Genomic DNA, 23,975 nt, shown 5'->3' with positions numbered 1-23,975 from the left:
TTAATTATCAATAAGCAGTGAGTTATTTTGGTAAATTCGCAGAATTTAAAGATGATAAGGTTTTACCATGACTAGAGTGCGGAGCACTGCACTCACTCAATGACTTAATCATTAATTAAGCGTATCTTGGATAGATAAACAGCGGTTTTGTACAAGTTCAAAAGGATGGTAACTGTGCGCATACTATTGATTATTTCTGTTTTATTTTTGCTAGTGGCTTGCGATAACAGTGCACCGTCGATGGCGTTAGGAAGCCTTGAGCGACAACGTATTGCACTCACGGCAACGACTAACGAAGTTGTGGTGGCTTTGCCTGTAGCCCAAGGCAGTATGGTCAGTAAAGGCGAGGTGCTAGTTCAACTGGATGACACCTTGCAAAAAGCACATGTGACTAAGGCATTAGCCGATGTCGCGCAGGCTAACGCCAATTATGAGAAGTTATTAAAAGGGGCGCGTGAAGAAGAAATTGCTGCCGCTAGAGCAAAAGTGTCAGGGGCCAAAGCGACGCTGCAAGAAAGCCAAGCCAATTACCGCCGTATAGCCAGCATGGCCAAAGATAACCTTGCGAGCAAAGCCAATCTAGACCGTTCTTTAGCCAGTCGAGATGCCGATGCAGCTAGCCTTGAAAGTGCCCAAGAACAGTTACGAGAGCTGGTGGCGGGATCTCGAGAAGAAGATATTCGATTTGCACTTGCTAACCTTGATGCTACTGAAGCTGTTTTGCTTGGTGAGCAAAAAAAGCTCGATGATTTAACGATTCGTGCGACTCGCGATGGCATTTTAGATAACCTACCCTGGAACCTAGGCGAGCGAGTGACTCAAGGCAGCCCATTAGCTGTTGTGCTTGCTGGTAAGGCACCCTTTGCTCGGGTATATGTGCCTGAGCCATATCGTGTAAAAATCAATATTGATGATAGCTTATGGGTGTATGTCGATGGCATTGATGAACCGATAGAAGGGCGTGTGACCTGGATTGCTAACGAACCTGCTTTCACCCCTTACTATGCACTCAACCAAGAAGAGCGTGCCCGTTTAATGTATTTAGCGGAAGTGCAACTGCCCGATAGTTCGGTATCTTTGCCTAGCGGGGTTCCAGCTCAGGTTGCTATGCCATGAGTCAGACTATTCTCAACAGCAATCAACCTGTTATTAAAACAACGCAATTGTGCCGTGACTTTGGTAGCCTAAAAGCGATTAGCAATCTTGATTTTGAAGTCGAAAAGGGCCAAATATATGGCTTTCTCGGGCCTAATGGCTGCGGTAAAACCACGGCTATTCGTATGCTAACAGGGTTGTTATTACCCACCTCTGGTGAGATTGAAATTCTCGGGCTCACCTTGCCACGTGATGCTGAAAAGTTACGTCTTAAAATTGGTTATATGACCCAGAAATTTTCACTCTATGATGATTTAACGGTTAAAGAAAACCTCACCTTTATTGCAAAAATATACGGCCTATCTCGGCGCGATCAAGCCGAGCGAATTCAAGAATTGCTCAACACTTATGGTTTAGATCAAAAAGCCGATCAGTTAGCAGGTAGCATGAGTGGCGGCCAAAAGCAGCGGTTGGCATTGGCTGCGGCCACGATGCATAAACCTGAGTTACTGTTTTTAGATGAGCCAACCTCGGCTGTTGATCCTGAAAACAGGCGTGACTTTTGGGAGAAGCTTTTTGACCTATGTGAGCAGGGAACGACGATTTTAGTGTCGACCCATTATATGGATGAGGCAGAGCGTTGCCATAAACTTGCCATACTAGAAGCGGGCGTTAAGCGAGCCGATGGTTCGCCTGAGCAGTTAATGCAAAATATGGGCGCAAAGGTCATAGAGGTGGAGTCTAATAATTTGCGCCAATTAAAACAGTTGTTGCTAGCACTGCCCGAGGTGATCAGTGCTGCTCAACTTGGTTCGCGGTTGCGTGTATTGGTTAAAAATAGCTGTCAGGACCCTATAGGTTTGCTCGCAGAGCAAGCCTCGCTTCCTCTGGGGGCACTTAATATTGTAAGGCCCAGCCTTGAAGATGTATTTGTCACTTGTACCGGCAGGGGGCGTCAATGAAAGCACTTTATCGATTACAAGCCATTGTGCTTAAAGAACTGACCCAGCTAAAACGAGATAGAATGACCTTTGGCATGGTGATAATGATCCCGCTGATCCAGTTGATGTTATTTGGTTTTGCTATCAATACCAATATTCGCGATATTCCAGTAGGGGTGGTGGATCAAAGTAAAACAGCCTTAAGCCGTGTGTTGATTCAAACGGTCACAGCAACTCAAGTGGTCAAATTTACTGAGCATTTTTATAATGTTGAGGACGCTCAATCTGCCATTGCGCGAGGCGAAGTGCGTGCGGTATTAGTGATCCCCAAGGATGTTAGCCAGCGCTTGGTCAGGCATAAAGCCGTTGGCTTAGGTACGCCGGCTTCCAGTGATGAGGAAACCAGCCGGCCTGTTGCCCAGTGGATTGTTGATGGTTCCGATACCATGATTGCCGCGGCAATTAAGGGGCTTAGAGCTATGCCATTAACTGAGCTACTTGGCTTACCTGCAAATCGAATAATACCGACCTTTGAGGTGGCACTGTTTTATAACCCAGAGCAGCGCACCGCAGTGAATATTGTCCCCGGGCTGGTGGGCGTAATCTTAACCATGACCATGATTATGTTTACCTCTGCGGCGATAGTACGCGAACGAGAGCGAGGAAATCTGGAGATGCTGATCACCACGCCTATTCGCTCCATCGAGCTAATGCTGGGCAAGATTATTCCCTATATGTTTATCGGTGTTATTCAGGTCATCATCATATTAGGTCTCGGTTATAGCATTTTTAATGTGCCAATTAACGGCAGTTTGTTGCAACTTGCTGCGGCGACCTTACTGTTTATTATGGCGAGTCTGACCTTAGGCTTAGTGATATCAACGATTGCTAAGAGCCAGTTACAGTCGATGCAAATGACGATTTTTGTATTGTTACCATCCATTTTACTTTCTGGATTTATGTTCCCGTACGACGGTATGCCGATAGAAGCGCAGTACATTGCAGAAGCCTTACCTGCGACGCACTTTATCCGCTTGATACGTGGTGTGGTGCTAAGAGATGTAGAGGTTATCGACATGACTTATGATGTTACTTGGTTGGCCACATTTACTGTAATTGGGCTGATTATTGCGTCAATGCGCTTTAAGAAGAACTTAGGTTAAATAGCGTTACTATTGAATTAATATTGGCTGCAGGTGATTATTGTTGGTGCTATTTGCATAAATGATGAATAAATAGCTTGTTAGGCAAATGGGAAGTGGTGTTATATAAAGCTATCAGTAAGGTGGTTTTTTATTTTAAGGCATTTATTTAAAGCTGAGATATTAAATAGTAAGAGGCTGTTTAGGTATTATCACACAGAGTTATTAATTTAACTGAAAGCTAGCCGCCGTAATTAATTTTGATCATAAACAGCGGCATAGTGCTCAATTATAGCCAAGAATATAGCTTGAATTTTCATCTTCCAACTCGTCAGTATTGCTCTGCTCCTCGATGGTTGCTGACTCCTCCTCATTGGTTTGAGCTTGTTTAAGTTCATTTTGACTAAATTTGTTAAATAGATAACTTTCCATCATCACGTCCTTCAAGTTATTGCGCGCGTATATTTATGTATAGTTTAAAAATAAAAGTTTGTTAGCTTAAAAGTGTAATAAATGGATTATTTTTGATTTTTAATTTTATTTTTAGAACAGTAAGTTAATATCAATTGATTATTAAAAGCCGAGATTAAAGATGAGATTGTTATTTGTTTTATTTTTAACAGCGCTATTAAGTGCCTGCTCCAGCGCTCCCTCTACACCAAGCGATGCCGGTAAAACTGCGGATTTAGCTAGTGCTGTGGCAACAAAAACTCAATTAATACAAATGCATCGCGAATGGAAAGGCGTGCCTTATCGTTTAGGTGGGAAAAGTAAAGCCGGTATTGATTGCTCCGGTTTTGTGCAACTTACTTTTGATGATCGGTTTGGGGTGCAGTTGCCGAGAACCACGGCTAAGCAGAAAGAGATTGGTCATAGTGTGAGTAAAAGCCAGTTGCGCCCAGGTGACTTAGTGTTTTTTAAAACAGGTTGGAGTACGCGCCATGTGGGGATTTATCTTGGTGATTCGCAGTTTTTACACGCCTCGACTAGCCAAGGTGTGATGATTTCAAGCTTGAATAACAGCTACTGGAAACAAAAATATTGGTTGTCGAGAAGACCTTAAAGAAGGCTCTCAAGGTGCCAATGAGCACCTTGAGGTTACAAGTCGATTAGAAGCGGCGACCGACAGATAACAATACTTGGTCCCAGTTTAAAAAACCGTACTCGAGAAATACGTTCCACTCATTTTTAGGACCGAAGTCATACACCATACTCACCGACATATTGTGGCTTTCTGCGCTGACTAAGTGCACGTCATAATCGATAGCAAGGCCACCCTTCTTGTTAAAGAGTGGAATATTGAAGTCGTAACTACCACCGATTTTCTGGTTGATCATCTGGTAGTTATAGCCTAATAAGAAAGCTAACTTATCGCCGCCAACATCGTATCTTTGTCCCATACGGATTGAGCCAATATAGGTTTGGATCGTGCTGTCAGTGGTGGTGGTCCAAGAGTTAGTGAATGCAGCTACACCGGTAAAGATAAACGGATGCATCCCCGGAATCACTTCTGCTTGGCCAGCAAGTACAGCACCTACACCTAAGTTGTAGGCTGTGTACTCGATAGGAATCGGTAGCACCATATCGATACCATTAGGGCCTAAACCTTCAGCATTACTCAGATCTGCCAAAATATCTTTATGGCCCTTGGTGTAACCCGCTAAACCGTAAATATTTAAAAACGGTAATACCCAAGCATCTGCTCTTAGTTGAATGCTTTCATCTTCACCGGTAATGATCACGTCTTCAGCCGGGATCACCACATTGGCATTAATATTATTTAGCCAACCACTACCTGTTAATCCTAGGTTGAAGTTGTCTTTCGCGTCGTACGCCACCGACTGTTTGTTGTAATAAATATTAAAACCGACAGGGATGGGGAGTTCATAACCAAGCTCGCGTGCCTTGTCGCCCCAAATTGGCAGGTGACTCCAATGAGCTGGTTGCTTGCGCTCGATATCACTGGTGTCGCTACTGCCGTCCGCCCACGCGTTTAGGCCCATCGTCGCCAATAGCATTGCAATTACAAGGTGTTTGTTCATTTAGGTTTTCTCAAGGTATTAATTAAAAGGCTTCGGTAAAGGTCAGGTAAAACCCGCTGTCGCCGTCACTAAAACCGAGATCAACGCGCACGTTCATTCTTGGTTGTAATTCGTGGCGGTAGCCTATGCCGTAGCTATATAAAAGTTTTTCGTAAAGGTGAGTATCTGTGCCGGCAATAGAGCCAACCCCAGCCCACAGCGTCATACCGTGAGCTGACAATTCGCCGTTATGGCGTAAAAATGTATGGCGATATTCAAGTGTGTGTTCAATCGCCTCGCTGTCGCGGTAACGCCCTTGATAAAGGCCGCGTAGCGATGCTTGGCCGCCTAGAGTCGGTAAGTCATAGTAAGATACATCGCCGTCACTCCATTGGTAGACGTTGTAAAATGCTAATACCTTGCCTAGTGCCAGCGGTAAGTAATATCTATGGTCGATAAGCGCCTTTTGATAGCGATTATCGCTGCCAAAACTTGGGTTGTAGTTGATGTACTCTAGGTTAAGGTACTGGCCTTGCCAGGCGTTAACCGCCACATCGCGACTGTCGTAGCTGACCGAAAAGCCTAAACCAATAGACAAAGGTTTATCTTTGTATTGCTGGAAGTTTTCATCATCAATCGCACTTTGCGGCAGACTAGTTTGATCTGGCTTAAAGTAGTTTAAGCGCAGCGCTGGACCAAAGTAGAAGCCGTAGCCACTGTTAAAGTCTAAATTGGCGTGGTAACTCAGTGCGGTTTTATTTAGCAAGGTGTCATCAGATGCAGGCTGTTGCTTACCTGCGTTGTAACCGACTCCCCAAAAGTTCTCGCTTTGGTCTGCTAATACAAATAGACCGTTGTAACGAATATCATCGTTATCAAAAAACAGGTTCTGTTTTGAGCGAATGCTATAACCCACATCGCCGTCGCCTTTATTTACAATACCGAATAGTGACACGCTCGAGCGTTGTAATTTTGTTTGCTCGCGCTCGGTTTTAAAGGAGTACAGGCCGCCGAGTGCCATCATCATACCGTTTTCAGGGGTAAAGGCTGGGCCGCCCAAAATATCGAACATGGCCAGGCCATTTTTAGCGATATGATTGTGCTTGCCGTACTCAAGATCAGTGATTGCAGCGTCAAGCTCATCACAAACCTGTTCTGTGGCGCAGTTATCTTGTTGAGCGTCGAGTTCTTCAATTGCATCATCGTAAGCCTTACTGCGTTCTTCAGCTTGCTGTTGGCTGCTGAAAAAAGGCTGTTCACTGCTTTTGGTTGGTAAGTTTTGCTGACTTGAAGTGGCAATACTCGTCGTTGAAAAAAGCATTGCGATTAAGGCTAAGCTTGCTTGCCATAAGCCTGATGTGCTGTTCAATTATTGTCCCCTGATATGGTGTGAATTCAGCTGAATTCGAGAAGACGCAAGAGTACGGTAGAATTTGTCGAAAACAAGTGTTGCTAGAGGCGGGAACTTCAAAAAAAATGCGAGCTATATCGTGTTTGCAGCAAATGTCGTCACTTCAGTGTGTTTTTTGCGCAGGTAGACTTGGTTGGTTAGCAAATGATCATAAAATAGCCTGTGATTGGTTTTTACTGCGAACACCACAATAATCAAATCCAAATAGTTAACTTTATGCTACTTTAAAGCCAGACTATAGAGACGCTAACGTTGACGATAAACTCTCAATTAAGCAGTTTATCTAAGATCAGATTGAAGGAAGAGAAATGAGCAAAGCTAGAATCGGTATTGTAACGGTAAGTGATAGAGCCAGCGCTGGTGTTTACGAAGATATTTCTGGTAAGGCAATTATCGATGTGCTGAACGAATACCTGACATCTGAGTGGGAGCCTATCTATGAGGTGATCCCTGATGAGCAGGACGTGATTTCGGCAACCTTAATTAAGATGGCTGATGAGCAAAACTGTAGCCTTATCGTCACAACTGGCGGCACAGGCCCAGCTAAGCGTGATGTAACACCTGAAGCGACTGAAGCTGTGTGTGATCGCATGATGCCAGGTTTTGGTGAGCTAATGCGCGCTGAATCATTAAAGTTTGTACCAACGGCTATTTTGTCACGTCAAACTGCTGGTCTACGTGGTGATTCTCTAATTGTAAACTTGCCAGGCAAGCCAAAATCTATTCGTGAATGTTTAGACGCAGTGTTCCCTGCCATCCCTTACTGTATCGACCTAATGGACGGACCGTTCCTTGAGTGCGATGAGTCGGTTATCAAGCCATTTAGACCTAAAGCTAAGTAATTATTTTTACTTATATCTTGATTGGTTTTGGAGAGCGCATTATGCGCTCTTTTTATTTAGCTGAAATGACTCAACCTATTCGATATTACATCGACCTAATGGGTGGTCTACTCACTTAAAATTAGAGTGCGACGAGTCCAGTTATTAAGCCAGAACTTTTACTCATATTTTGGTTGGTTTTTAGAGTGTTTTATATGTTCTTTCTCGTTTTATAGCTAACAATTTTTCAGTGATTCCTATTACTTAGTCATTAGGGATCTGCACTTCATATAATGAGATGAGTCAATAATGACGCCATTTAGATCTAAAACATAATAAGTTGCTGATTTTAAGCTGATATTGCCGTTAGTAACCCGACATAGCAGAACTTTTGCCTTAGTTGTTTTTTACATTTTTTCACAACGTTTTATAGCGAATATGCATTTATATCTCAATAACTTAACATGGTATGATCTATTCTGATTCGAAATTGCGCTAGGCGCTGATAAATAACTCGGAGTAGTAAAATGGATTGGCTAGCTTCTTTAAGCATTAAGCGAAAGCTAATGGCAGTTATGTTGGTATTTGGTTTAGCTGGAGGCGCGATTTTGGTTGATGTGGTTTACACCACTGCCGAGGTCGAGCAGCGTTTTAATGAGTATGATCAAGCGGCAGTAAGTAGCCAAAAATATCTACTGTCGATTAACCGGGATATGAATTATGTATCGCGTTTATCACGCAGCATTATGTTGGGTGACGACTTCGGTAAAAATTACGATTTGCTTGATACACGTATCCAAGATATTTATAACCATTTTGAAGGGTTAGACACCTCGATAAATGCCATTGTTAATGATGCTGAAAGACGTAATATTCGTCAGTTGGCTGATAAATCTCAGCAAGCGACTCAGGCCTTTTTAGAAGATGGCCGTAACCGTATGTTGGCGCTTAAATCTATTGAGCGCACACCAGAAGTATTGCAGCAAGCTTGGGCTGAGTACCGTGTCGGAGCAAGTCCATTTGCTAATGAGGCAAGAACCACCTTTAGAGAATTAACTCAAGTAGAGGGAGAGCTGCGTACTCAAATTCAAGCACAAGCGATAAGTGCATTGGCAAACACCCGTCAGCAACTATTTGCTATTACCTTAGCTTCATTTGGTCTGGCAGGCCTGATTTTATTCTTTGTATCGCGTGCAATTCTGCGCTCTATTGAAAGCATGCAGCAGTCCGTAGTGGCCATTGAAGCTAATTCAGATCTTACTCGCAGAATTGATATCGGTTCTAAAGATGAGTTGGGGCAGCTTTCTAACTCATTTAATTTAATGTTAGATAAATTCCAAACAAGTTTGCATAGCGTAGCTGAAACTTCGTCTTCATTGGCTGAATCTTCACAAGGTATGGCGGGGATAACTGCTGATGCAGCTGTTTCAGTGCAAATGCAGCGAGACGAGTTGGAAATGGTTGCTACAGCGATGAACGAGATGACTGCAACCGTGGTTGAAGTAGCTAAAAACGCTAACGATGCAGCAGATGCGGCAGTGCAAACGGACACTCAGTCACAAGCTGGGTTGGAAGTGGTTAATAATACTGTTCAATCGATAGAAGGTTTAGCAGTGGGCATTGAGCGTGCATCACAGGTGGTAAAAGATCTGGAAGATGACAGCAATCAAATCGGCTCAATTCTCGATGTGATTAAAGGTATTGCCGAGCAAACTAACTTGTTAGCTTTGAATGCGGCTATTGAAGCTGCGCGAGCGGGTGAACAGGGGCGTGGCTTTGCAGTGGTTGCCGATGAGGTGAGAACATTAGCGAGTCGCACCCAGGAATCGACTGAAGAAATTCAACGTATGATTGAAAAGCTCCAAGGTGGCGCTAAGCTTGCCGCCGATGCTATGTCAGATAGCCGCCAATATGTTGATGACAGTGTAAACCATGCCCGCAGTGCAGGAGAGGTGTTACAAAGTATCGCCACTGCGATTGCTACTATTACTGATATGAATACTCAGATCGCCACAGCTGCTGAAGAACAAAGCACGGTATCAGAAGAGATAAATACCAATATTGTCAATATTAGTAATGCAGCAGAGCAAACGGCTGAAGGTACCAGTGTTAGCTCTAAAGAGGGCGAAAACTTGGCCTTAATGGCGCAGCGTTTATCAGTACTGGTACGAGAGTTTAAAATCTAGTGCTCAGCTAATTACACAAAGTCAGGGGCTTAAAATCTGGCGATAGTTTACTTAGTTTGCCATTAATAAAGCCGCTAGCTAATGCTTGCGGCTTTATTGTTTTTAACTGCTATCAAATAGGCACTGTAACCACTTAATAACCCTAGGCTAGGTATCACGATAAAGTGACCAAATAGGTTTGGCTCAATATTGAAATTAAGCCAGATAAGCAGGCTCCAGCTAAGCAGTAAGTAACTTACGCTTAAAAGTCGGTTGGTTACCGTTATCTTATTACTCACCTCAAAATGAATCTCGTTTTTCATTGATGTACTCCTTTATTCCTGCAACATAGACAATGCGCGGTATCAATAATGCTTCCAATGCTGATTAGTATAAAAAGTGGACAAACAGTCGTTAAGTGTCATTATTGACAGAATAAAGGTGATAAGTGACAGAGTTGGGAGCAAGGAAATATGAAACGGATAGTCGTATTGGCCGCAGACAATGCTGTTGCTGGTGGCATTTTAAGTTTTATGGATGTGTTTAGTTTCTGTAATACCTACTGGCAGATCACGCATCCTGATGCCGATGAGCTCTTATTTGAATGCGCAGTTATTTCACCGAATGGAGAGCCGATAAAAAGCGATCATAATGTGCAGTTGCCAGTGGTCGCTCATGATGATGCAGCACATTATCTTAGTCACGCTGACGCGGTAGTTGTTGCCTCTGCAACTATCACCAACCGCAAACAGTTCAACGCTTACATGGAAGAGTTTAAGCCACACCTAGAAACCTTGAGAAGGTTTGCCCAAAGCCAAAAACCGATAGCGGCTTATTGTTCAGGTACCTTATTGCTGGCGGCGTCAGGCCTGTTAGATGGTAAAAAGGCCACTTGTGTTTGGTGGCTAGCCGAATTGTTTAAACGAAGCTTTCCGCAAGTGAATTTGTGTAGTGAGCATGTGGTACTTAATGATGGTCAGTTTTATACCGCTGGCGCGACCACTGCGAATTTGAGTTTGGCGTTATTGTTGGTGCAAAACCTAGTTGGTGAACAAATTGCCACTCAAATGGCCAAAGTGCTGTTAATTGACCCTAATCGCACTTCACAGCAAGCTTTTATGACCTTAGACACAGAGCCATTACATAAAGATGAGCTAGTTAATCGCATTCAAGACTGGATGCAATTGCACCTTAAATCCAATTTACTGTTAGATGATATAGCCGACAAATTTGCGGTAGGAAAACGTACGCTTATCCGTCGCTTTAAAAGGGCGATAAATGAAACGCCGGCAAGCTATATTCAGCGACTAAGAGTGGACGAGGCGAAACGATTACTGGAAACTACAGAGTTGGCAATTGAGCAAATCGTGGTTGAGGTGGGTTATGAAGATGTCAGTTCATTCAGAAAGTTGTTTATACAAACGACGAGCTTATCACCGAGTGCTTACCGGCAAAAATTTAATACCCATGACTGCTGTTAATGCTGCGATGTCAGTTACTTATCACGTTTTGATTAACCTATGGGTAATAGGCGGTGTTGCTAACATTTACAATGCGTTGATGGTCGATTTTAGATCGTAGCTGTTGTCTGTGACGATTTTTTCTAGCACTTCAACTCGCTGTTCAAGATGACGATTTTGTTTACGCAGCAGTTCAAGTTCATTGTTAGTGATCTCTGAACTGGTGATTTTTCGTGATTTTAAGTAGTGCTTAAACGCTTCTCCTGCTGTGGCGATAGCAACGATAGCGACAATTAAAACAATCATAGGTAAGTCCATCGTGATACTCCTTTATTCAAAATTGGTGATAGTTAACTTTAGGTATTAGCGCGGTTAGCATACTTATCAACGGCTTTACCCGTTGTCGCCCATACCATCACGCCGCCCCAAGCAATTAATGAAAACCCTGCCGGAATACATGCCAGCAAGATCAGTTTGAAATGTTTACGGTTAAACGCCAAAGCAAGCATCGCAGGTAAAAACCAAATGACCACTACAGCTAAACCAAGTAGCGCCATAAAACCAGTGTTGTCGCTAGCTAAAATCTTATCGATAAATTCCATAATCTTAATCCTTAATCCTTAAAGAGTGATTTAAATTTGCAAGGGCTTAACGAGTGATTAAGCCCTTCCGCCTAGCTATAAACCAAACACTATCTTCTCGCTCTTGAGTGATTTTTGCATGCCAATAGCAAGGCCAATGGCAATGGTTAAAGTGAATGCCGATGACACTGCGATTTGAGTTAGCGGTAGTTCACGGCCTTTAATAAACTCGATTAACGCCTGTAATTGGCCTGAAATAGGCAACCATTGAATGGTCTCTGGCGCGATGTTGTAGCTTGCTGCCATGGCGAGCATCATAGGTACCATTAACACGATAGTGATGTACGACTGGGCTTCTTTAAAACTCTTAGCCATAAAGGAAACAAACAGCTGTAAGCAAGCGGCCATAATGGCTACGGGTAGGCCGACGATTAGCATCATCGCAATAAAGTTCATGTTCACGCTAACGGCAAACCCCAGCTCTTGCCAAGGCACAAAGCTGTAGGCGAGCTTCGAAATAAGTAAGGTGAGCACTAAGCCAACCATGGCAAAAATGGTAACCGCGGTGATCTTGGCAATCACAATCTCCCAAGTCGAGACTGGGTGACTTAATAGTAATGCCAGTGAATTACGCTCACGCTCGCCTGCACTGGTGTCGATTGCGAGGTTCATACCTGAGATGAATACCGCATAAATCATGGTCATGGTGGCGATACCTAAAATCATGCCAGCTCTAGAATCAGGGGTGGCTTCATCTTTGACGTTGACCTTGATCGGTTGCATCACTCGCGGATCAATACCGCGTGCAATCAGGCGTAAACTGCCCATTTCACCACTGTATTCCTGCAAACTTCTTTCTAAACGACGAATCGAGTTTTGCAGTTTTTCATTAGAGGCATCGGCAACTAAAATTACCTCTGCGCTTAGGCCCTTTGCCATATTCGCTGCGTAGTCATCACTGATTATCAGTTGAATCTCTTTGGTGTCTTTGGCTTCGCTGTCACCATTGCTGATCCCACGGCTTGCAAGGAACTTGACTAGATCGGGAGCGCCTTTGGCATTATCAATTTTGATATTAAGATCTTCTGGGCTGGTGAGCTGACCGATCAGCAAAAAGAACATGCCACACATTAACAATGGTGTACCTATGGCGTAGTACAGACCCGCCATAACCGAACGCTTATCGCGAGCGGCATCGATCAGCTCTTTGCGGACCATGGTGATTATTTTATTACTCATATTAAAATCCTTTTAGCAGCCCTATTAGGCTGCAATGCCTTCGTCAGTGCCAATTAATTGAATAAAGGCATCTTCAAGCGAGTCCTTCCCAGTTTGTTGGCAAAGCGCATCAGGGCTACCTATTGCCACCACTCGACCTTCTGCCATCACTATCACTTGGTCACAAAGCGCAGCCACTTCTTGCATTACATGGCTGGAAAATAATACACAGTGACCTTGGTTTTTCAGGTCGCGCAAAATATCACGTAGCACACGGGTGCTCATAACATCTAAACCACGGGTTGGCTCGTCAAGAATGATATTGGTTGGTTGATGCACTATGGCTTGTGCCAATGCGGTTTTCATTCGCTGACCCTGTGAAAAGCCTTTGCATTGACGGTCGGCAATATCGGCCAGATGCAATTTATCGATCACATTGCTGGTGGCAATCTTGGCGTCTTTGCGTGATAAGCCATTGAGCTCGGCAAAATAGCTAATATATTCCCGCGGGGTTAAACGCTCATATAAACCAAAAGGGTCAGGGAACAAGCCTAGCTGTTGTTTGGCTGCGACTGGTGATACGGCGATATCGATACCATCGATTTCAGCGTTACCTTGGTCGGCTTTTAGTAAGCCAAATACGGTACGCAAACAGGTGGTTTTACCTGCACCATTAGGGCCAAGTAGCCCGGTAATTTGGCCATCAAGAGCTGAAAAGCTTAAATCATTCAGCGCCTGCACATCTCCGATGCGTTTTGATAGATTTGATACTTGTATCATTTGGGTTTCCTTACTGATTCAGGGCTGTTTGTTCGTCTGGCTTTGAAGAGTCATCACTCGGGATCGCCTCAACTGTGCTGGCGTTAAGATAAAAATTACGACGAATATCTTCACTTAGGCATTCAGCATCGAGGTCAGCTACAGAGCCTTTGTCGACAAGTTCAGCGATTAAGTCATTACCACAAGACTGATAAGCCACACCATGTGTCGCATAAGGCGCTACAAAGTGTTTAGCATTGGTCAGCTTTTCCATGGCTAGCTCGCCCCAGCTTGGAGGCGTAGCGGGATCGAGTTCACCCGATAGCAGCAAGGTTGGAATATCGCTGGCAATTGCATCGCTAAAATTGGCATCAACCGCTGGCATATTCCACACCTCGCACGACTGAGCAAAAGTTTTTAGCATTTCATGACCAAAGTAACTTTGATTGGTTTGCTCACGTAGTTCCGGGGTTAGACGTTGCCAGTCCTCACCACATACCACTGATGCATGCATACCCATTGCGATTCCTACGTTATCCATGCTCATGGCATACAGACCGGTAATCGGTTGAAAGTTGCCATTAGCCGCTTGATGGATTGCATGGGGAATAAGCGAACGTGTGGCAGGCGAATACAAGGCCATACGCAGTGCGCCTTTAAATTTGCTACGAGTCATGGTGAGCTTAGTGGCTTCACCGGTTAATGGGTCCGGTACTAGGCTAATTTGCGGCGCTTGGGTTAATTCTGCATCAACTTTATCAAGATCCGCTTTTAAGTCTGGAAACTGCTTATGGCACAACTCGTTATTACTACAATCTTCAATCAATAAATCGAACGCACGAGCAATGGCGTTCCCTATGGCTAATACACTTTGCTGCATAGGCACGACACCATCAAGAGTGACGGTTGCTAGGCTTTGCGGGTAATGACGCATATAAAGCTGCGCCATACGTGTACCGTAAGATACGCCGTATAGGTTCAGTTTTTGGTAGCCAAGGTGTGCTCTTACCGCTTCAAAATCTTTCAGCGCATTTAGGCTGCCGTATTGAGTGACATCGGCATCAAGCTCATCTAAACACTTTTGGGTTTCGACTCGGGTATCAAAAAGGCTTTCATCAATTGCTAGCGCACTGTCAAATGCATCACCGACACATTGCAGTGCATTTGATTGGCCGGTACCGCGTTGGTCGATAAGAATGACATCTTCTGTTTGGCGCACTTTGCTAAGCATGCGATCAAAGCCTTTGGCATTTTCAATCGCCGACTGCCCTGGTCCGCCAGCAATGGCGAGGAGTGCTGTGGATTTGTTGTTTGGTTTAGTAGACGGCATTACCACGTAATGAATTTGGATCTGCTTACCATTAGGTTTGGCGTAATTTTCAGGAACTGAGATAGATCCACACTGCATCTGCTCTGATAGACCGTCAACATAGCAAGCTTGTTGATTGCTAGCGGTCGTTGCCAGTGTTGCTGAGTCAGCGTGAGCCGCTGGAATGGTAAAGCCTGCTCCAAGCAGCACAGCAATGGCAACGCGTTTATGGCGCCATAACGCTGGTGCAACCCGAGCGTGTAATTGAGAGTACATTCCATGAAGCATGATACTGATTCCTTTTTGCAATTTAGCGTATCAACAATGAGACTTATTACTGTATCAATGTCTTTATGTAGAGGCTAACTTTTCCTCTAGTGGGCCGCTTATTAGAGTAATAGAGAGGCCTAGTGTGAATATTAGTGGTGTGGAAATTTACTTGCTAGATGGCTGGGTGAGCGATGACAAATAAGTGAAAAGCTAAGATGGCTAAAAATTAATCTAAGTTGTTACGTGAGTAATCGCAGTCAAAATGTACAGCTGTTAATAAATTATTTGTTGTTTAATTAAGATACTTAGCTTAAAAGATTAGTTGTTAAATATGGGCCGCCTACTTCTCAGGACGGCCTTTTTTTGTGCCTGAGTTAACAAAAATAGAGCAAAAACTCTTAGTGTTTAGAGATTCTTCGAGTAAACTTGCGCCAAAGCGGAACACTTGTAAGCTAAAAGGTAGCTATTTTATGTCGCTCGAGCAATATCACGTAGTACGATTAATACAGCAACAGAGCCAAGCACTTGGCGATGCGATTGCACTTGAAGGCTTCGAAATGCTAGCGCCTTGGCACCAGGTGAGCTGGGCTCAATTTGATACGATTACTTCAAAAATTGCACGAGTGTTGATTCAATTTGGTATTGAGTCACAAGACCGTGCAGTTATTTTGTCGCAAAACTGCCCACAGTGGACTTGCGCTGACTTAGGCTTATTAAAAGCTAAAGCTGTCGTTGTGCCTATCTACCCAACTAGCACAATTGAACAGGCGTCTTACATTGTTAACGATGCCGCGGCTAAGTTGATTTTTGTTGGTGATGCTGACCATTACGCAATGGCGTGTAATTTAATCAGTCAGTGTGACAGTTTGACCAAAGTTGTGGTGTTCAATAAATCTGTTGAGTTAACCGATCCACAAAATCACTTCTATCTCGATGACTTGCTTGCCCAAGAAACGGATTTAACAGCAGACGCGGAACTTGAAAAGCGCTTAGCAGCCTTTAATTTAGATGATTTGCTAACCCTTATTTATACCTCTGGCACTACGGGCGATCCAAAAGGCGTCATGCTGGATTACCGCAATATTGCCTCTATGGTGCGTCAGCACGATAACTTCTTACCATTTACACCAGGCGATGTGTCGTTAGCTTTCTTACCGTTAAGCCACGTATTTGAGCGTGGTTGGAGCTTCTACGTGCTATCGCGTGGTGGCCATAACGTTTATCTGTCTAATCCAATGGCAGTTAAAGAGGCTATTGTCCAAGTGCGTCCGCATACACTGTGTGTGGTGCCACGCTTCTTAGAAAAAGTGTACAGCGCGGTACAAGATAAAGTGATCAAAGCGCCGGAAATGCGCCAGAAGATGTTCACTTGGGCGATGTCTGTTGGCCATAAACAGTCTGAAGTTGGCCAAGGGCGTCATAAAGCCTCAATCGGCTTGAGCTTACAGTGGAAGCTAGCAAACAAACTTGTATTCAGTAAGTTAAAGCAAGTATTAGGTGGTCGTCTTAAGTTTATGCCTTGTGGCGGTGCAGCATTGGATCCAAACGTAAGCGCGTTCTTCCAAAGCATTGATGTGCCAGTTTTATGTGGTTACGGCATGACCGAAACCACTGCGACTGCGACTTGTAATACTTTGGGCAACCGTGTTCCGGGCTCAAATGGCCAAGCTATTCCTGAAGTGGAAATTAAGCTTGGCAAAGACAATGAAATTTTAGTCCGTGGCGACACCGTTATGCGTGGTTATTACAATCGCCCACAAGAAACCGCTGAAGCATTTGAAGATGGCTGGTTAAAGACCGGTGATGCCGGTCGTATGGATGAAAATGGTAACCTATTTATTACCGACCGCATTAAAGAGCTAATGAAAACCTCAAATGGTAAGTACATTGCGCCGCAACGTGTTGAAGGTAAAGTGGGTTGTTGCCCATTCATCGAGCAAGTGGCTATTGTTGCTGATGCGCGTAACTATGTAACAGCACTGATTGTACCGGCATTTGAGTCATTAGAGGCGTGGGCTAAAGAGAAAGGCTTAAGCTATGAGTCGCAAATTGAATTGCTGCGCCACTCTCATGTAGTTGAACATTTTGAGCAACGCCTTAAGACGCTACAAAGTGAGCTTGCTGGCTTTGAAAAGATTAAGAAGTTCACCTTGTTACCCGATGCGTTTTCAATGGAAGCGGGTTTAATCACGCCTACCATGAAGCTACGTCGTAAAGTTATTTACAACAAATACGCACGTGAAATCGACAAGATGTACAGCCGCTAACTAAGCGAGCGAAACGACAAAAGGGATGCATTGCATCCCTTTTTTATTTTTAGGCTAAACGACTTTCGTCAGAAGCTGTAATACCATTTCACTCTGGCTTAACACTTGTGAGCTTTGCCCAATCCCTCTGTCATAGGGGGCACTCTTTTTTGAATGAGGTAAAGCTAAGCTTTCTTCAGCGCGATAGGTATTTAAATGTTTATACTGATTGATGTAAGAATGATATTTGTTTTAGATAACAATTCATTACAGATTGATTAAGTTTCAATTTAAGTATCAATGTAGTTTTGATAACGAAACTTAGATTTGCGCAGCTAAGAGGAAGGTTAGCGGGCTTTATTGCTCTATTGTGAGGAGGTAAGCACCAATCTAATTTAAAACAAAGATTGGTGCTTAAGCTGATCAATTACGCTTTTGGTGCAAAGTCTGCAGCAGCTAGGCGGTGAGCAGTGTAGATCGCTTCACCATCGCTTTCTGCATCAAAAATAACAGTGACATCAGGAGAGAAAAGTAATACATCACCAACTTCAGCAACGTATTTAACGTTGTCAGTATCGCGAACGACGATTTTACCTTTGGTGATCACTTTGTACTCTACTGAATCATAGAAGTACTCAAACTCAGTGCCTGGCGCCATAGTGAAGTGACCAATAGTCAGTGCATTGCTGTTGTTAGTGACACTCACTTCAGCCATGTCACTTTTTAGGTTTTCAATATTTAATACCTGGCTTAGATCATTCAGTGCGAATGAACCCGATTTGATCAGTGTAATTTTGTTGTTTTGAGCAGTTAATGTTGTCATGGTAATCCTTAAATAATTGGCTAAGGGAAGGCCATGCTCTCCCCTTAGCTTGTTTGTGTTTGTATCAGTGTTAGTTATAAACGCGCTTTAAAGATTTCGATGATTTCTTCAAGGCTTGCTTTACGTGGGTTAGTTAAAGAACATGCATCGTTTAGGGCGTTTTGTGCCATAAATGCCAGTTTGTCTTCTGTAACACCTAAGTCAGCTAGACGTTGTGCAGTGCCAACTTGTAGAGAAAGTGCTTCGATAGCGGCAATGCCGGCTTCAATAGCTTGCTCTTGGGTCATGTTTGATACATCTACACCCATAGCTTTAGCGATATCAACAAAACGAGCAGGTGTTGCTATAGCGTTGAAACGTGATACTTCAGGCAGAAGAATAGCGTTACATAGACCGTGTACTAAGTCGTAAACACCACCGAGTTGGTGCGCCATAGAGTGCACATAACCCAGTGAAGCGTTAGAGAAGGCCATACCAGCAAGGTATTCACCGTATTGCATAGCATCACGAGCTTGACGGTCTTCACCATTTTCAACAGCAGTCGCTAAGTTCTGTGAGATTAACTCAATAGCCTTGATAGCAGAGGCATCAGTAATTGGCGTTGCTGCAGTAGAAACATAAGCTTCAACAGCGTGAGTGAGTGCATCCATACCGGTTGCCGCAGTCAGGAACTTAGGCATAGCGACCATAAGCTCAGAATCATTTACCGCAATAATCGGGGTAAAGTGCTTATCAACTACTGGGTATTTAGTTTCATCAGCTTCGTTAGTGATGATGGCAAATACAGTCATTTCAGACGCAGTACCTGCGGTAGTATTAATGGTTACCAGTGGTAATTGTGGCTTCTTAGATGTGTGGACACCTTTTGAGTAGTCACGAATATGGCCACCGTTGGCAGCAACTAATGCGATACCTTTTGCTGCGTCGTGTGAAGAGCCACCACCGAATGAAATAACAAAGTCACATTTTTCTTGTGCAAGTAGCGCAAGGCCATCTTCGATATTTTGTTCAGTAGGATTTGGTTTAACACCGCCATAAATAGCAAAGTCGATGTTATGTTTTTTTAGTTCATCAGTGAGTCGATCAACTAAGCCAATTTCAACTAATACGCTGTCGGTAACGATAAGTGCTTTGCTTAGCTCTTTGTTTGCTAGCTCTGCGCCTAGAGATTGAATTGCGTTTTGACCCATAAGAGTCACTGGAGGCATGTAAAATACGCTGCTCATAATAATTTCCTAAAAGTTAAAAAGTTAAAAAGTTAAAAAGTTAAAAAGTTAAAAAGTTAAAAATAAAAATTGCTGGATAAAATAAAGGGTTTAGATAACGAGTTAGTGTGTAGTGCCTAACCGATAAAGAGAGTTTACTCTTTGCAGTTGAAATGATAATTAGCTTAAATTGAAAATGATTTTTACTTATTAGTAATAATGAGGTGGTTTAATCTTGAGGTTGGCATGTTTTTATTTGAAGGTCTGCTCTCTACAGGAGTCGATGCATTCTGCTAGAGGAATTATTGGGGGCAGGTGTATTCCAGTTTAATCATTAGTAATTAACTTATAGCGCTTTTAAGGCTGTCATTTATCGGTAGAATGATGACAAGACAAGTTGATCATAATAACAATAAGGACCGTTACCTGTGTCTGAAACAGCATTTAACTTAACTCTACAACCAAGGTTCTGTGAAACTGATGCCTTAGGTCATATAAATAACACAGTGATCCCAGTTTGGTTTGAGGCCGCTCGGGAGCCGATCTTTAAGATATTTAATCCGACGCAAGACTTGTCTAAATGGAACTTGATTGTGGCTGGGTTCACCATCGGCTTTAGTGCACCGACATACTTTGCTAGCGATGTAGAGGTGAAAACTTGGGTGAGTCGTATCGGCAATAGCAGCTTTGAGCTGACCCAAAGCTGCTGGCAAAACGGCAAAAAAACCGCTGAAGCACAAACCACTATGGTGCATTACGATTACGCCAATGAAAAAAGCCAACCTTTAAGTGCTGAAATCAAAGCTCAGCTAGCCTTGCTTACTGGCGAGTAACTCATTCAAAAGAGCACTTAAATGCGAGCTGCTAGGTTTTAGTTAAAAATTTTTCTACGTACCAGCAGCTTGCTTCAATTTTATAATCGGCAGCTTTAGCCCATTGGAAACCATGGCGTACTAACTTCTCCGCTAACCCTTTGCCACGTAACTCTGGCGGTACATAGGTATTATTAAAGTTGCAGCTATCATCATAAAGCTCGTAGGCGAGCACGGCTTGAGCCCCATCTAGGTTAATAACAAAGCGGCTTTCATCTGCTAGGTGGATAATTTCAGACATATCGAGAACACTCCAATTGTTCGGCAAAATTAATTGAGTTGCCCTTAAGCTTGCTGATAAGTGTTTAAGGCATCGATAAGTTCGGGTGTAAGGGCTGCTTTTTGGCCTGTTTTAAAGTTAAACATCACCACTTGCGAGCTACCAAGTGTTGTTACGGCTTGCTGGCTTTGACTATACACGCTGTAATGCATCATAAACCGGTCATCTTTAATATCACTAATACTGACGCCGATTGTCAAGGTGTCGGGAAAGGTCACCGGTCGTTTATAGCGGGCTTGGTTTTCGCTGATGACCGGACCTACGGCGGTTTTTTGTAGGTCATCAAGTAGGTTTATTTGATTGAAAAAATCGATACGTGCAGTTTCAAAATAGCGAAAATAAACCACATTATTAACGTGCTGTAAGGCATCCATTTCTCCCCACGCTACCACAATTTGGGTGTTAATCGGGAATTGCTTGAGAAAGTTGTCCATAATAATCTCTAGTAGGTTTGCAGTTATTTAAACGAGTGTTTAACTTTTAGTCAGCATAACAGCATGTCTGGCTGGCAACAAGGTAAGGGTAAATCTGTGTATATGTACAAAATGACAACAAGCTTGATAATAGGGTTACTGCTTATTTTTGCTCAGCAGAGCCAAGCCGCTACAGTGAATAAATTCATTGAGCCAGAAACTCGCCAAGAGCTGCAGGCATATCGATTAATTAAAACTATTGAGCCGCAAATTCAGCAGCTTTATTTAGCGTTGCCGATGCAAGCAAAACTCACTGTGGTTTATGGTGCGCAAGACGGACCGTTGTTTGATCCTGAACTGATGCAGATCCAAGTGCCTTACCATTTTGTCAGCGAGGTACTGAACCGCTTTACCAAGGATCAATATCAACAAACTGGGGTTACTCCAAAGCAAGCCACTAAAGATGCTTTACTGCACACATTGGGGCATGAGTATGGCCACGCTTATATTTATGCCAACGAGGTGATAGTGCTTGGTCGTGAAGAAGATGCAGTCGATACCTTAGCAACATTGTTATTGATTAATGCGTTCGACAATGGCACTGAAATCGCATTGAGTACAGCCGATCTGTTTGCCCTTGAAGATGAAGAGATCGACGAGTTAGTTGAAGATGATTTTAGTAATGAACATAGCCTAGATGCACAGCGCTACCATGCAACATTATGTTTGATTTACGGCAGTGATCCTCAGAAGTATGCTGGGTTATTGGCGGATTCAGCGCAGAGAGAAGACAGGGCGGCAATGTGCGAGCAAGAGTATGGCCGTCAAAGCGACAATTGGGATAGGTTAACCAGCAGTGATTTGACTCAATAAGCGGGCTCTTAAGTTAAAGCTCGCCTTGATAGTGTTGGTAAATTGTTAAAAAGCGTTTATTGTAAAACGCTGTTTCAATTGCATGGATTAGCAGCTTCTATGACGGCAACAAAAATAATAAAAATGCCAACGGCACTAATAACGATAGCGACTTCGTTTAAGCGCTTTTATCAGCAAACGATGGAGAGTTTTGCTCAAAATCTGTCAATATTGACCTTTGCTCAATACCTCTATTTATTTGCATTTCTAATCGCTATTTTCTCCGACTCTTTTTCTTGGGTAGCCGCTATAACAGTGTTGGCGCTAGCAATAGAGTTACTGCCGCTATTTGAGCGTATTTGGCATAGCTTACTGGGTAAGGCTGTGTTGTTACTGTTTTATGCTGTAGTGGCTAATTTTGCATTGAGCTGGGCTGGCGGTGTTGTTAATGATGTTATTGGCGTGTCGGCCGCACACTTTGCTTACACCCATAATTTGGCGATTTTGCTGTATATCCCAGTATGGTTTGTGTTTATTACTGCGCTGCTGATTTTAGCTGCGCAAATGCTAGTCCCTTTTTATTTTTTGCTATTTATTATGCTAAAACCTTTGGGAGTGGCGTTACCAAAGTTAACCGAAAATCCCCATTTTAGAAAAACCACTTGGGTACTGAGGTTAATGTTAGCAACTGGCCTATTGGTGCATTTAGTTTTGTATATTTTACCTGAGCTTGAGGGGCAAGTGTTAAAGAAAAACTTAACTTCAGATGTTTCAGTCGGCATTGAGCAACCTTTGATTACGGTTACTGCTGATGCAGGTAGTGCGGAGTCAGATTTTCAAGATGAGTATTTGCAAACTCGCCATAAATATCAATCATCTGTAAGGAAAATGATTGCCTTGTTTGCATTTGAGTTTGAAGCGGATAGTAAATCACGTTGCCAAAAGGATATTAGCTCAAGGGTCGTTGAATTGAATGACTATGAAATAGTTGAAATTTTTCGCGATGATACCGAAAAAAATGGCTTTCGTTTTGAAGTGAAGAAGTGTATTTCTCCCGCTTTTCCCGCTCAATAAAATGCATTAAAAAAGGGCCGCAAAGGCCCTTTTTTTAGCTTTATATCGACTCAATGTTAGTCGATAGTTAGCTCACTAAAGCTGTTAATGGTTCTAAAGTCGCCAGTACGCTGGCTGTCATCTCGGACCATTTGTACTACGTTCAAACCTGCTTCACTTGCGGCTTTTAGCTCTTCTAGCACATCAGATACAAATAGAATTTGCTTCGGGCTTAAGCTAATCGTATTAACGATATTACAATAGGCTTGTTTAAAGCGCTTATTACCGGTGCGGGTATCAAAGTGGCCGTTAAACTTATCAGTTAAGTCGCCTGCATCGCTGTGGCTAAACAGCAGCTTTTGCGCATCGACAGAACCCGAAGAGAAGCTATAAACGCGTAAGCTTTGTTGCTTGTAACCATCTAAAGCTTCGATAAAGTCAGGGAAAATATGACCTTTAAATTCGCCTTTGGCGTAGCCTTGTTTCCAGATCAAACCTTGTAAGGTTTTCAGTGGTGTGGCTTTGCGATCTTCTTCAATCCACTGTAGTAAAATTTCAGTCACGCGAGCCAGATCGGCATCAGGCTCAAGGGCGATATCTTGCACGTCACAAATGCAATTATCTACAAGTACATTATGTCGATTTTCTTCAAGAAAGGCGGCTAATGCCTTAGCTGAATAAGGAAAAAGTACATCTTCAATAAAGTTAAGATCAGTCGTCGTACCGGCTGTATCTACAACAATGGCTCTGATACCCATAATATTTGCTCACTCCGCAATGTACATTGTACCAATCGCACTGATTCAACTTGATTGGTTATTCTAATAGTCGAGATCTGTTATTGCTCAGATCCTAAGCTGAATTACCTGCTTTGGCTAGTGTAATCGCGCCTCAGTTTGTACTAAATTTTCAGTTTTTAGCGACTTTATAAAGCTTTGCAACCAATACTGTGTCTAGTCCTAAAATAGGTTGACGGTTTTTATTAAGCCAGTTGGTACTCCCAACTGGCTTTTTCATGCACCTCGTTTGGGGTTTTCA

The 23,975-nt window shown here is 43.2% G+C and carries 25 protein-coding genes; 11 read left to right on the top strand and 14 right to left on the bottom strand.

The annotated features are described in order from the left end of the window. Nucleotides 1–165: 165 nt before the first annotated feature. From L2748_RS18095 to L2748_RS18085, 3 genes are read left to right on the top strand one after another with little or no spacing between them, the layout of a single operon-like run. Nucleotides 166–1,116, top strand: coding sequence for an HlyD family secretion protein (locus L2748_RS18095; protein WP_220781565.1), 951 nt, complete (start codon nt 166–168; stop codon nt 1,114–1,116). After that, on the top strand, nt 1,113–2,057 hold the full coding sequence (locus L2748_RS18090) for an ABC transporter ATP-binding protein (protein WP_220781566.1): 945 nt from the start codon (nt 1,113–1,115) through the stop codon (nt 2,055–2,057). Before L2748_RS18095 ends, L2748_RS18090 begins: the two co-directional genes overlap by 4 nt. Then, nucleotides 2,054–3,199 (top strand): ABC transporter permease, encoded by a 1,146-nt coding sequence (locus L2748_RS18085; protein WP_220781567.1) that lies wholly within the window; start codon nt 2,054–2,056, stop codon nt 3,197–3,199. Before L2748_RS18090 ends, L2748_RS18085 begins: the two co-directional genes overlap by 4 nt. Nucleotides 3,200–3,463: 264 nt before the next feature. On the opposite strand, the gene L2748_RS18080 is transcribed toward L2748_RS18085, so the two are convergent. Beyond that, a complete protein-coding gene (locus tag L2748_RS18080; protein WP_220781568.1) occupies nt 3,464–3,610 on the bottom strand; it encodes a hypothetical protein in 147 nt (48 codons plus the stop codon). A gap of 160 nt (nt 3,611–3,770) precedes the next feature. Between L2748_RS18080 and L2748_RS18075 the strand changes: the two genes are divergently transcribed. After that, nucleotides 3,771–4,241 carry an NlpC/P60 family protein gene (locus L2748_RS18075; RefSeq protein ID WP_220781569.1) on the top strand — a complete coding sequence of 157 codons (471 nt, stop codon included), beginning with the start codon at nt 3,771–3,773 and terminating at the stop codon, nt 4,239–4,241. Nucleotides 4,242–4,287: 46 nt separating this feature from the next. Here the strand turns inward: L2748_RS18075 and L2748_RS18070 are convergent, their stop codons facing one another. Then, nucleotides 4,288–5,220 (bottom strand): hypothetical protein, encoded by a 933-nt coding sequence (locus L2748_RS18070; RefSeq protein WP_220781570.1) that lies wholly within the window; start codon nt 5,218–5,220, stop codon nt 4,288–4,290. A gap of 22 nt (nt 5,221–5,242) precedes the next feature. Next, a complete protein-coding gene (locus tag L2748_RS18065) occupies nt 5,243–6,568 on the bottom strand; it encodes a BamA/TamA family outer membrane protein (protein ID WP_246616172.1) in 1,326 nt (441 codons plus the stop codon). 350 nt (nt 6,569–6,918) lie between these two features. On the opposite strand from L2748_RS18065, the gene mog reads away from it, so the two are divergent. Together mog and L2748_RS18055 are read left to right on the top strand one after the other, a co-directional pair. Continuing rightward, a complete protein-coding gene (gene mog, locus L2748_RS18060) occupies nt 6,919–7,452 on the top strand; it encodes a molybdopterin adenylyltransferase (RefSeq protein ID WP_220781571.1) in 534 nt (177 codons plus the stop codon). A gap of 506 nt (nt 7,453–7,958) precedes the next feature. Next, on the top strand, nt 7,959–9,617 hold the full coding sequence (locus L2748_RS18055) for a methyl-accepting chemotaxis protein (RefSeq protein ID WP_220781572.1): 1,659 nt from the start codon (nt 7,959–7,961) through the stop codon (nt 9,615–9,617). A gap of 74 nt (nt 9,618–9,691) precedes the next feature. On the opposite strand, the gene L2748_RS18050 is transcribed toward L2748_RS18055, so the two are convergent. After that, complete coding sequence (locus L2748_RS18050) at nt 9,692–9,919, bottom strand: hypothetical protein (RefSeq protein WP_220781573.1); 228 nt, start codon at nt 9,917–9,919, stop codon at nt 9,692–9,694. Nucleotides 9,920–10,069: 150 nt separating this feature from the next. Between L2748_RS18050 and L2748_RS18045 the strand changes: the two genes are divergently transcribed. Beyond that, the gene (locus tag L2748_RS18045) at nt 10,070–11,077 is read left to right on the top strand and encodes a GlxA family transcriptional regulator (RefSeq protein WP_220781574.1); all 1,008 of its coding nucleotides are present in this window, start codon (nt 10,070–10,072) and stop codon (nt 11,075–11,077) included. 66 nt (nt 11,078–11,143) lie between these two features. On the opposite strand, the gene L2748_RS18040 is transcribed toward L2748_RS18045, so the two are convergent. The 5 genes from L2748_RS18040 to L2748_RS18020 all read right to left on the bottom strand — a co-directional run bounded on the left by L2748_RS18040 (nt 11,144) and on the right by L2748_RS18020 (nt 15,211). Beyond that, nucleotides 11,144–11,374, bottom strand: coding sequence for a hypothetical protein (locus L2748_RS18040; protein ID WP_220781575.1), 231 nt, complete (start codon nt 11,372–11,374; stop codon nt 11,144–11,146). A gap of 38 nt (nt 11,375–11,412) precedes the next feature. Next, a complete protein-coding gene (locus L2748_RS18035; protein ID WP_220781576.1) occupies nt 11,413–11,658 on the bottom strand; it encodes a superinfection immunity protein in 246 nt (81 codons plus the stop codon). Between the two features lie 75 nt (nt 11,659–11,733). Beyond that, the gene (locus L2748_RS18030) at nt 11,734–12,876 is read right to left on the bottom strand and encodes an ABC transporter permease (protein WP_220781577.1); all 1,143 of its coding nucleotides are present in this window, start codon (nt 12,874–12,876) and stop codon (nt 11,734–11,736) included. Between the two features lie 24 nt (nt 12,877–12,900). Next, a complete protein-coding gene (locus L2748_RS18025) occupies nt 12,901–13,635 on the bottom strand; it encodes an ABC transporter ATP-binding protein (RefSeq protein WP_220781578.1) in 735 nt (244 codons plus the stop codon). A gap of 10 nt (nt 13,636–13,645) precedes the next feature. Continuing rightward, nucleotides 13,646–15,211 (bottom strand): alpha/beta hydrolase, encoded by a 1,566-nt coding sequence (locus L2748_RS18020; protein ID WP_220781579.1) that lies wholly within the window; start codon nt 15,209–15,211, stop codon nt 13,646–13,648. A 452-nt stretch (nt 15,212–15,663) separates the two neighbouring features. Between L2748_RS18020 and L2748_RS18015 the strand changes: the two genes are divergently transcribed. Further along, entirely contained in the window at nt 15,664–17,460 is a 1,797-nt protein-coding gene (locus L2748_RS18015) for an AMP-dependent synthetase/ligase (protein ID WP_220781580.1), read from the top strand. Nucleotides 17,461–17,866: 406 nt separating this feature from the next. Here the strand turns inward: L2748_RS18015 and L2748_RS18010 are convergent, their stop codons facing one another. Both L2748_RS18010 and L2748_RS18005 read right to left on the bottom strand, forming a co-directional pair. Beyond that, nucleotides 17,867–18,262, bottom strand: a complete 396-nt coding sequence (locus L2748_RS18010; RefSeq protein ID WP_220781581.1) for a cupin domain-containing protein — start codon at nt 18,260–18,262, stop codon at nt 17,867–17,869. Between the two features lie 74 nt (nt 18,263–18,336). Beyond that, nucleotides 18,337–19,488 carry an iron-containing alcohol dehydrogenase gene (locus L2748_RS18005; protein WP_220781582.1) on the bottom strand — a complete coding sequence of 384 codons (1,152 nt, stop codon included), beginning with the start codon at nt 19,486–19,488 and terminating at the stop codon, nt 18,337–18,339. A gap of 407 nt (nt 19,489–19,895) precedes the next feature. Between L2748_RS18005 and L2748_RS18000 the strand changes: the two genes are divergently transcribed. Next, nucleotides 19,896–20,300, top strand: coding sequence for an acyl-CoA thioesterase (locus tag L2748_RS18000; protein WP_220781583.1), 405 nt, complete (start codon nt 19,896–19,898; stop codon nt 20,298–20,300). 31 nt (nt 20,301–20,331) lie between these two features. Here L2748_RS18000 and L2748_RS17995 read toward each other — a convergent pair whose 3' ends face one another. Then, nucleotides 20,332–20,607 (bottom strand): GNAT family N-acetyltransferase, encoded by a 276-nt coding sequence (locus L2748_RS17995; RefSeq protein ID WP_338091014.1) that lies wholly within the window; start codon nt 20,605–20,607, stop codon nt 20,332–20,334. A gap of 17 nt (nt 20,608–20,624) precedes the next feature. Next, complete coding sequence (locus tag L2748_RS17990; protein ID WP_220781585.1) at nt 20,625–21,053, bottom strand: acyl-CoA thioesterase; 429 nt, start codon at nt 21,051–21,053, stop codon at nt 20,625–20,627. Between the two features lie 63 nt (nt 21,054–21,116). Here L2748_RS17990 and L2748_RS17985 point away from each other — a divergent pair, with 63 nt between their 5' ends. Next, nucleotides 21,117–21,905, top strand: coding sequence for a DUF4344 domain-containing metallopeptidase (locus L2748_RS17985; RefSeq protein ID WP_246616173.1), 789 nt, complete (start codon nt 21,117–21,119; stop codon nt 21,903–21,905). A 99-nt stretch (nt 21,906–22,004) separates the two neighbouring features. Further along, complete coding sequence (locus tag L2748_RS17980) at nt 22,005–22,958, top strand: hypothetical protein (protein ID WP_220781586.1); 954 nt, start codon at nt 22,005–22,007, stop codon at nt 22,956–22,958. A 56-nt stretch (nt 22,959–23,014) separates the two neighbouring features. Here L2748_RS17980 and mtnC read toward each other — a convergent pair whose 3' ends face one another. Continuing rightward, nucleotides 23,015–23,695, bottom strand: a complete 681-nt coding sequence (gene mtnC / locus L2748_RS17975) for an acireductone synthase (RefSeq protein ID WP_220781587.1) — start codon at nt 23,693–23,695, stop codon at nt 23,015–23,017. Nucleotides 23,696–23,975: the final 280 nt, after the last annotated feature.

The organism is Shewanella sairae (genome assembly GCF_023283535.1).
Taxonomy (GTDB): Bacteria; Pseudomonadota; Gammaproteobacteria; order Enterobacterales; family Shewanellaceae; genus Shewanella; species Shewanella sairae.
The sequence above is the reverse complement of the archived record's forward strand: the minus strand, read 5'-3'. Positions and strand labels throughout refer to the sequence as shown.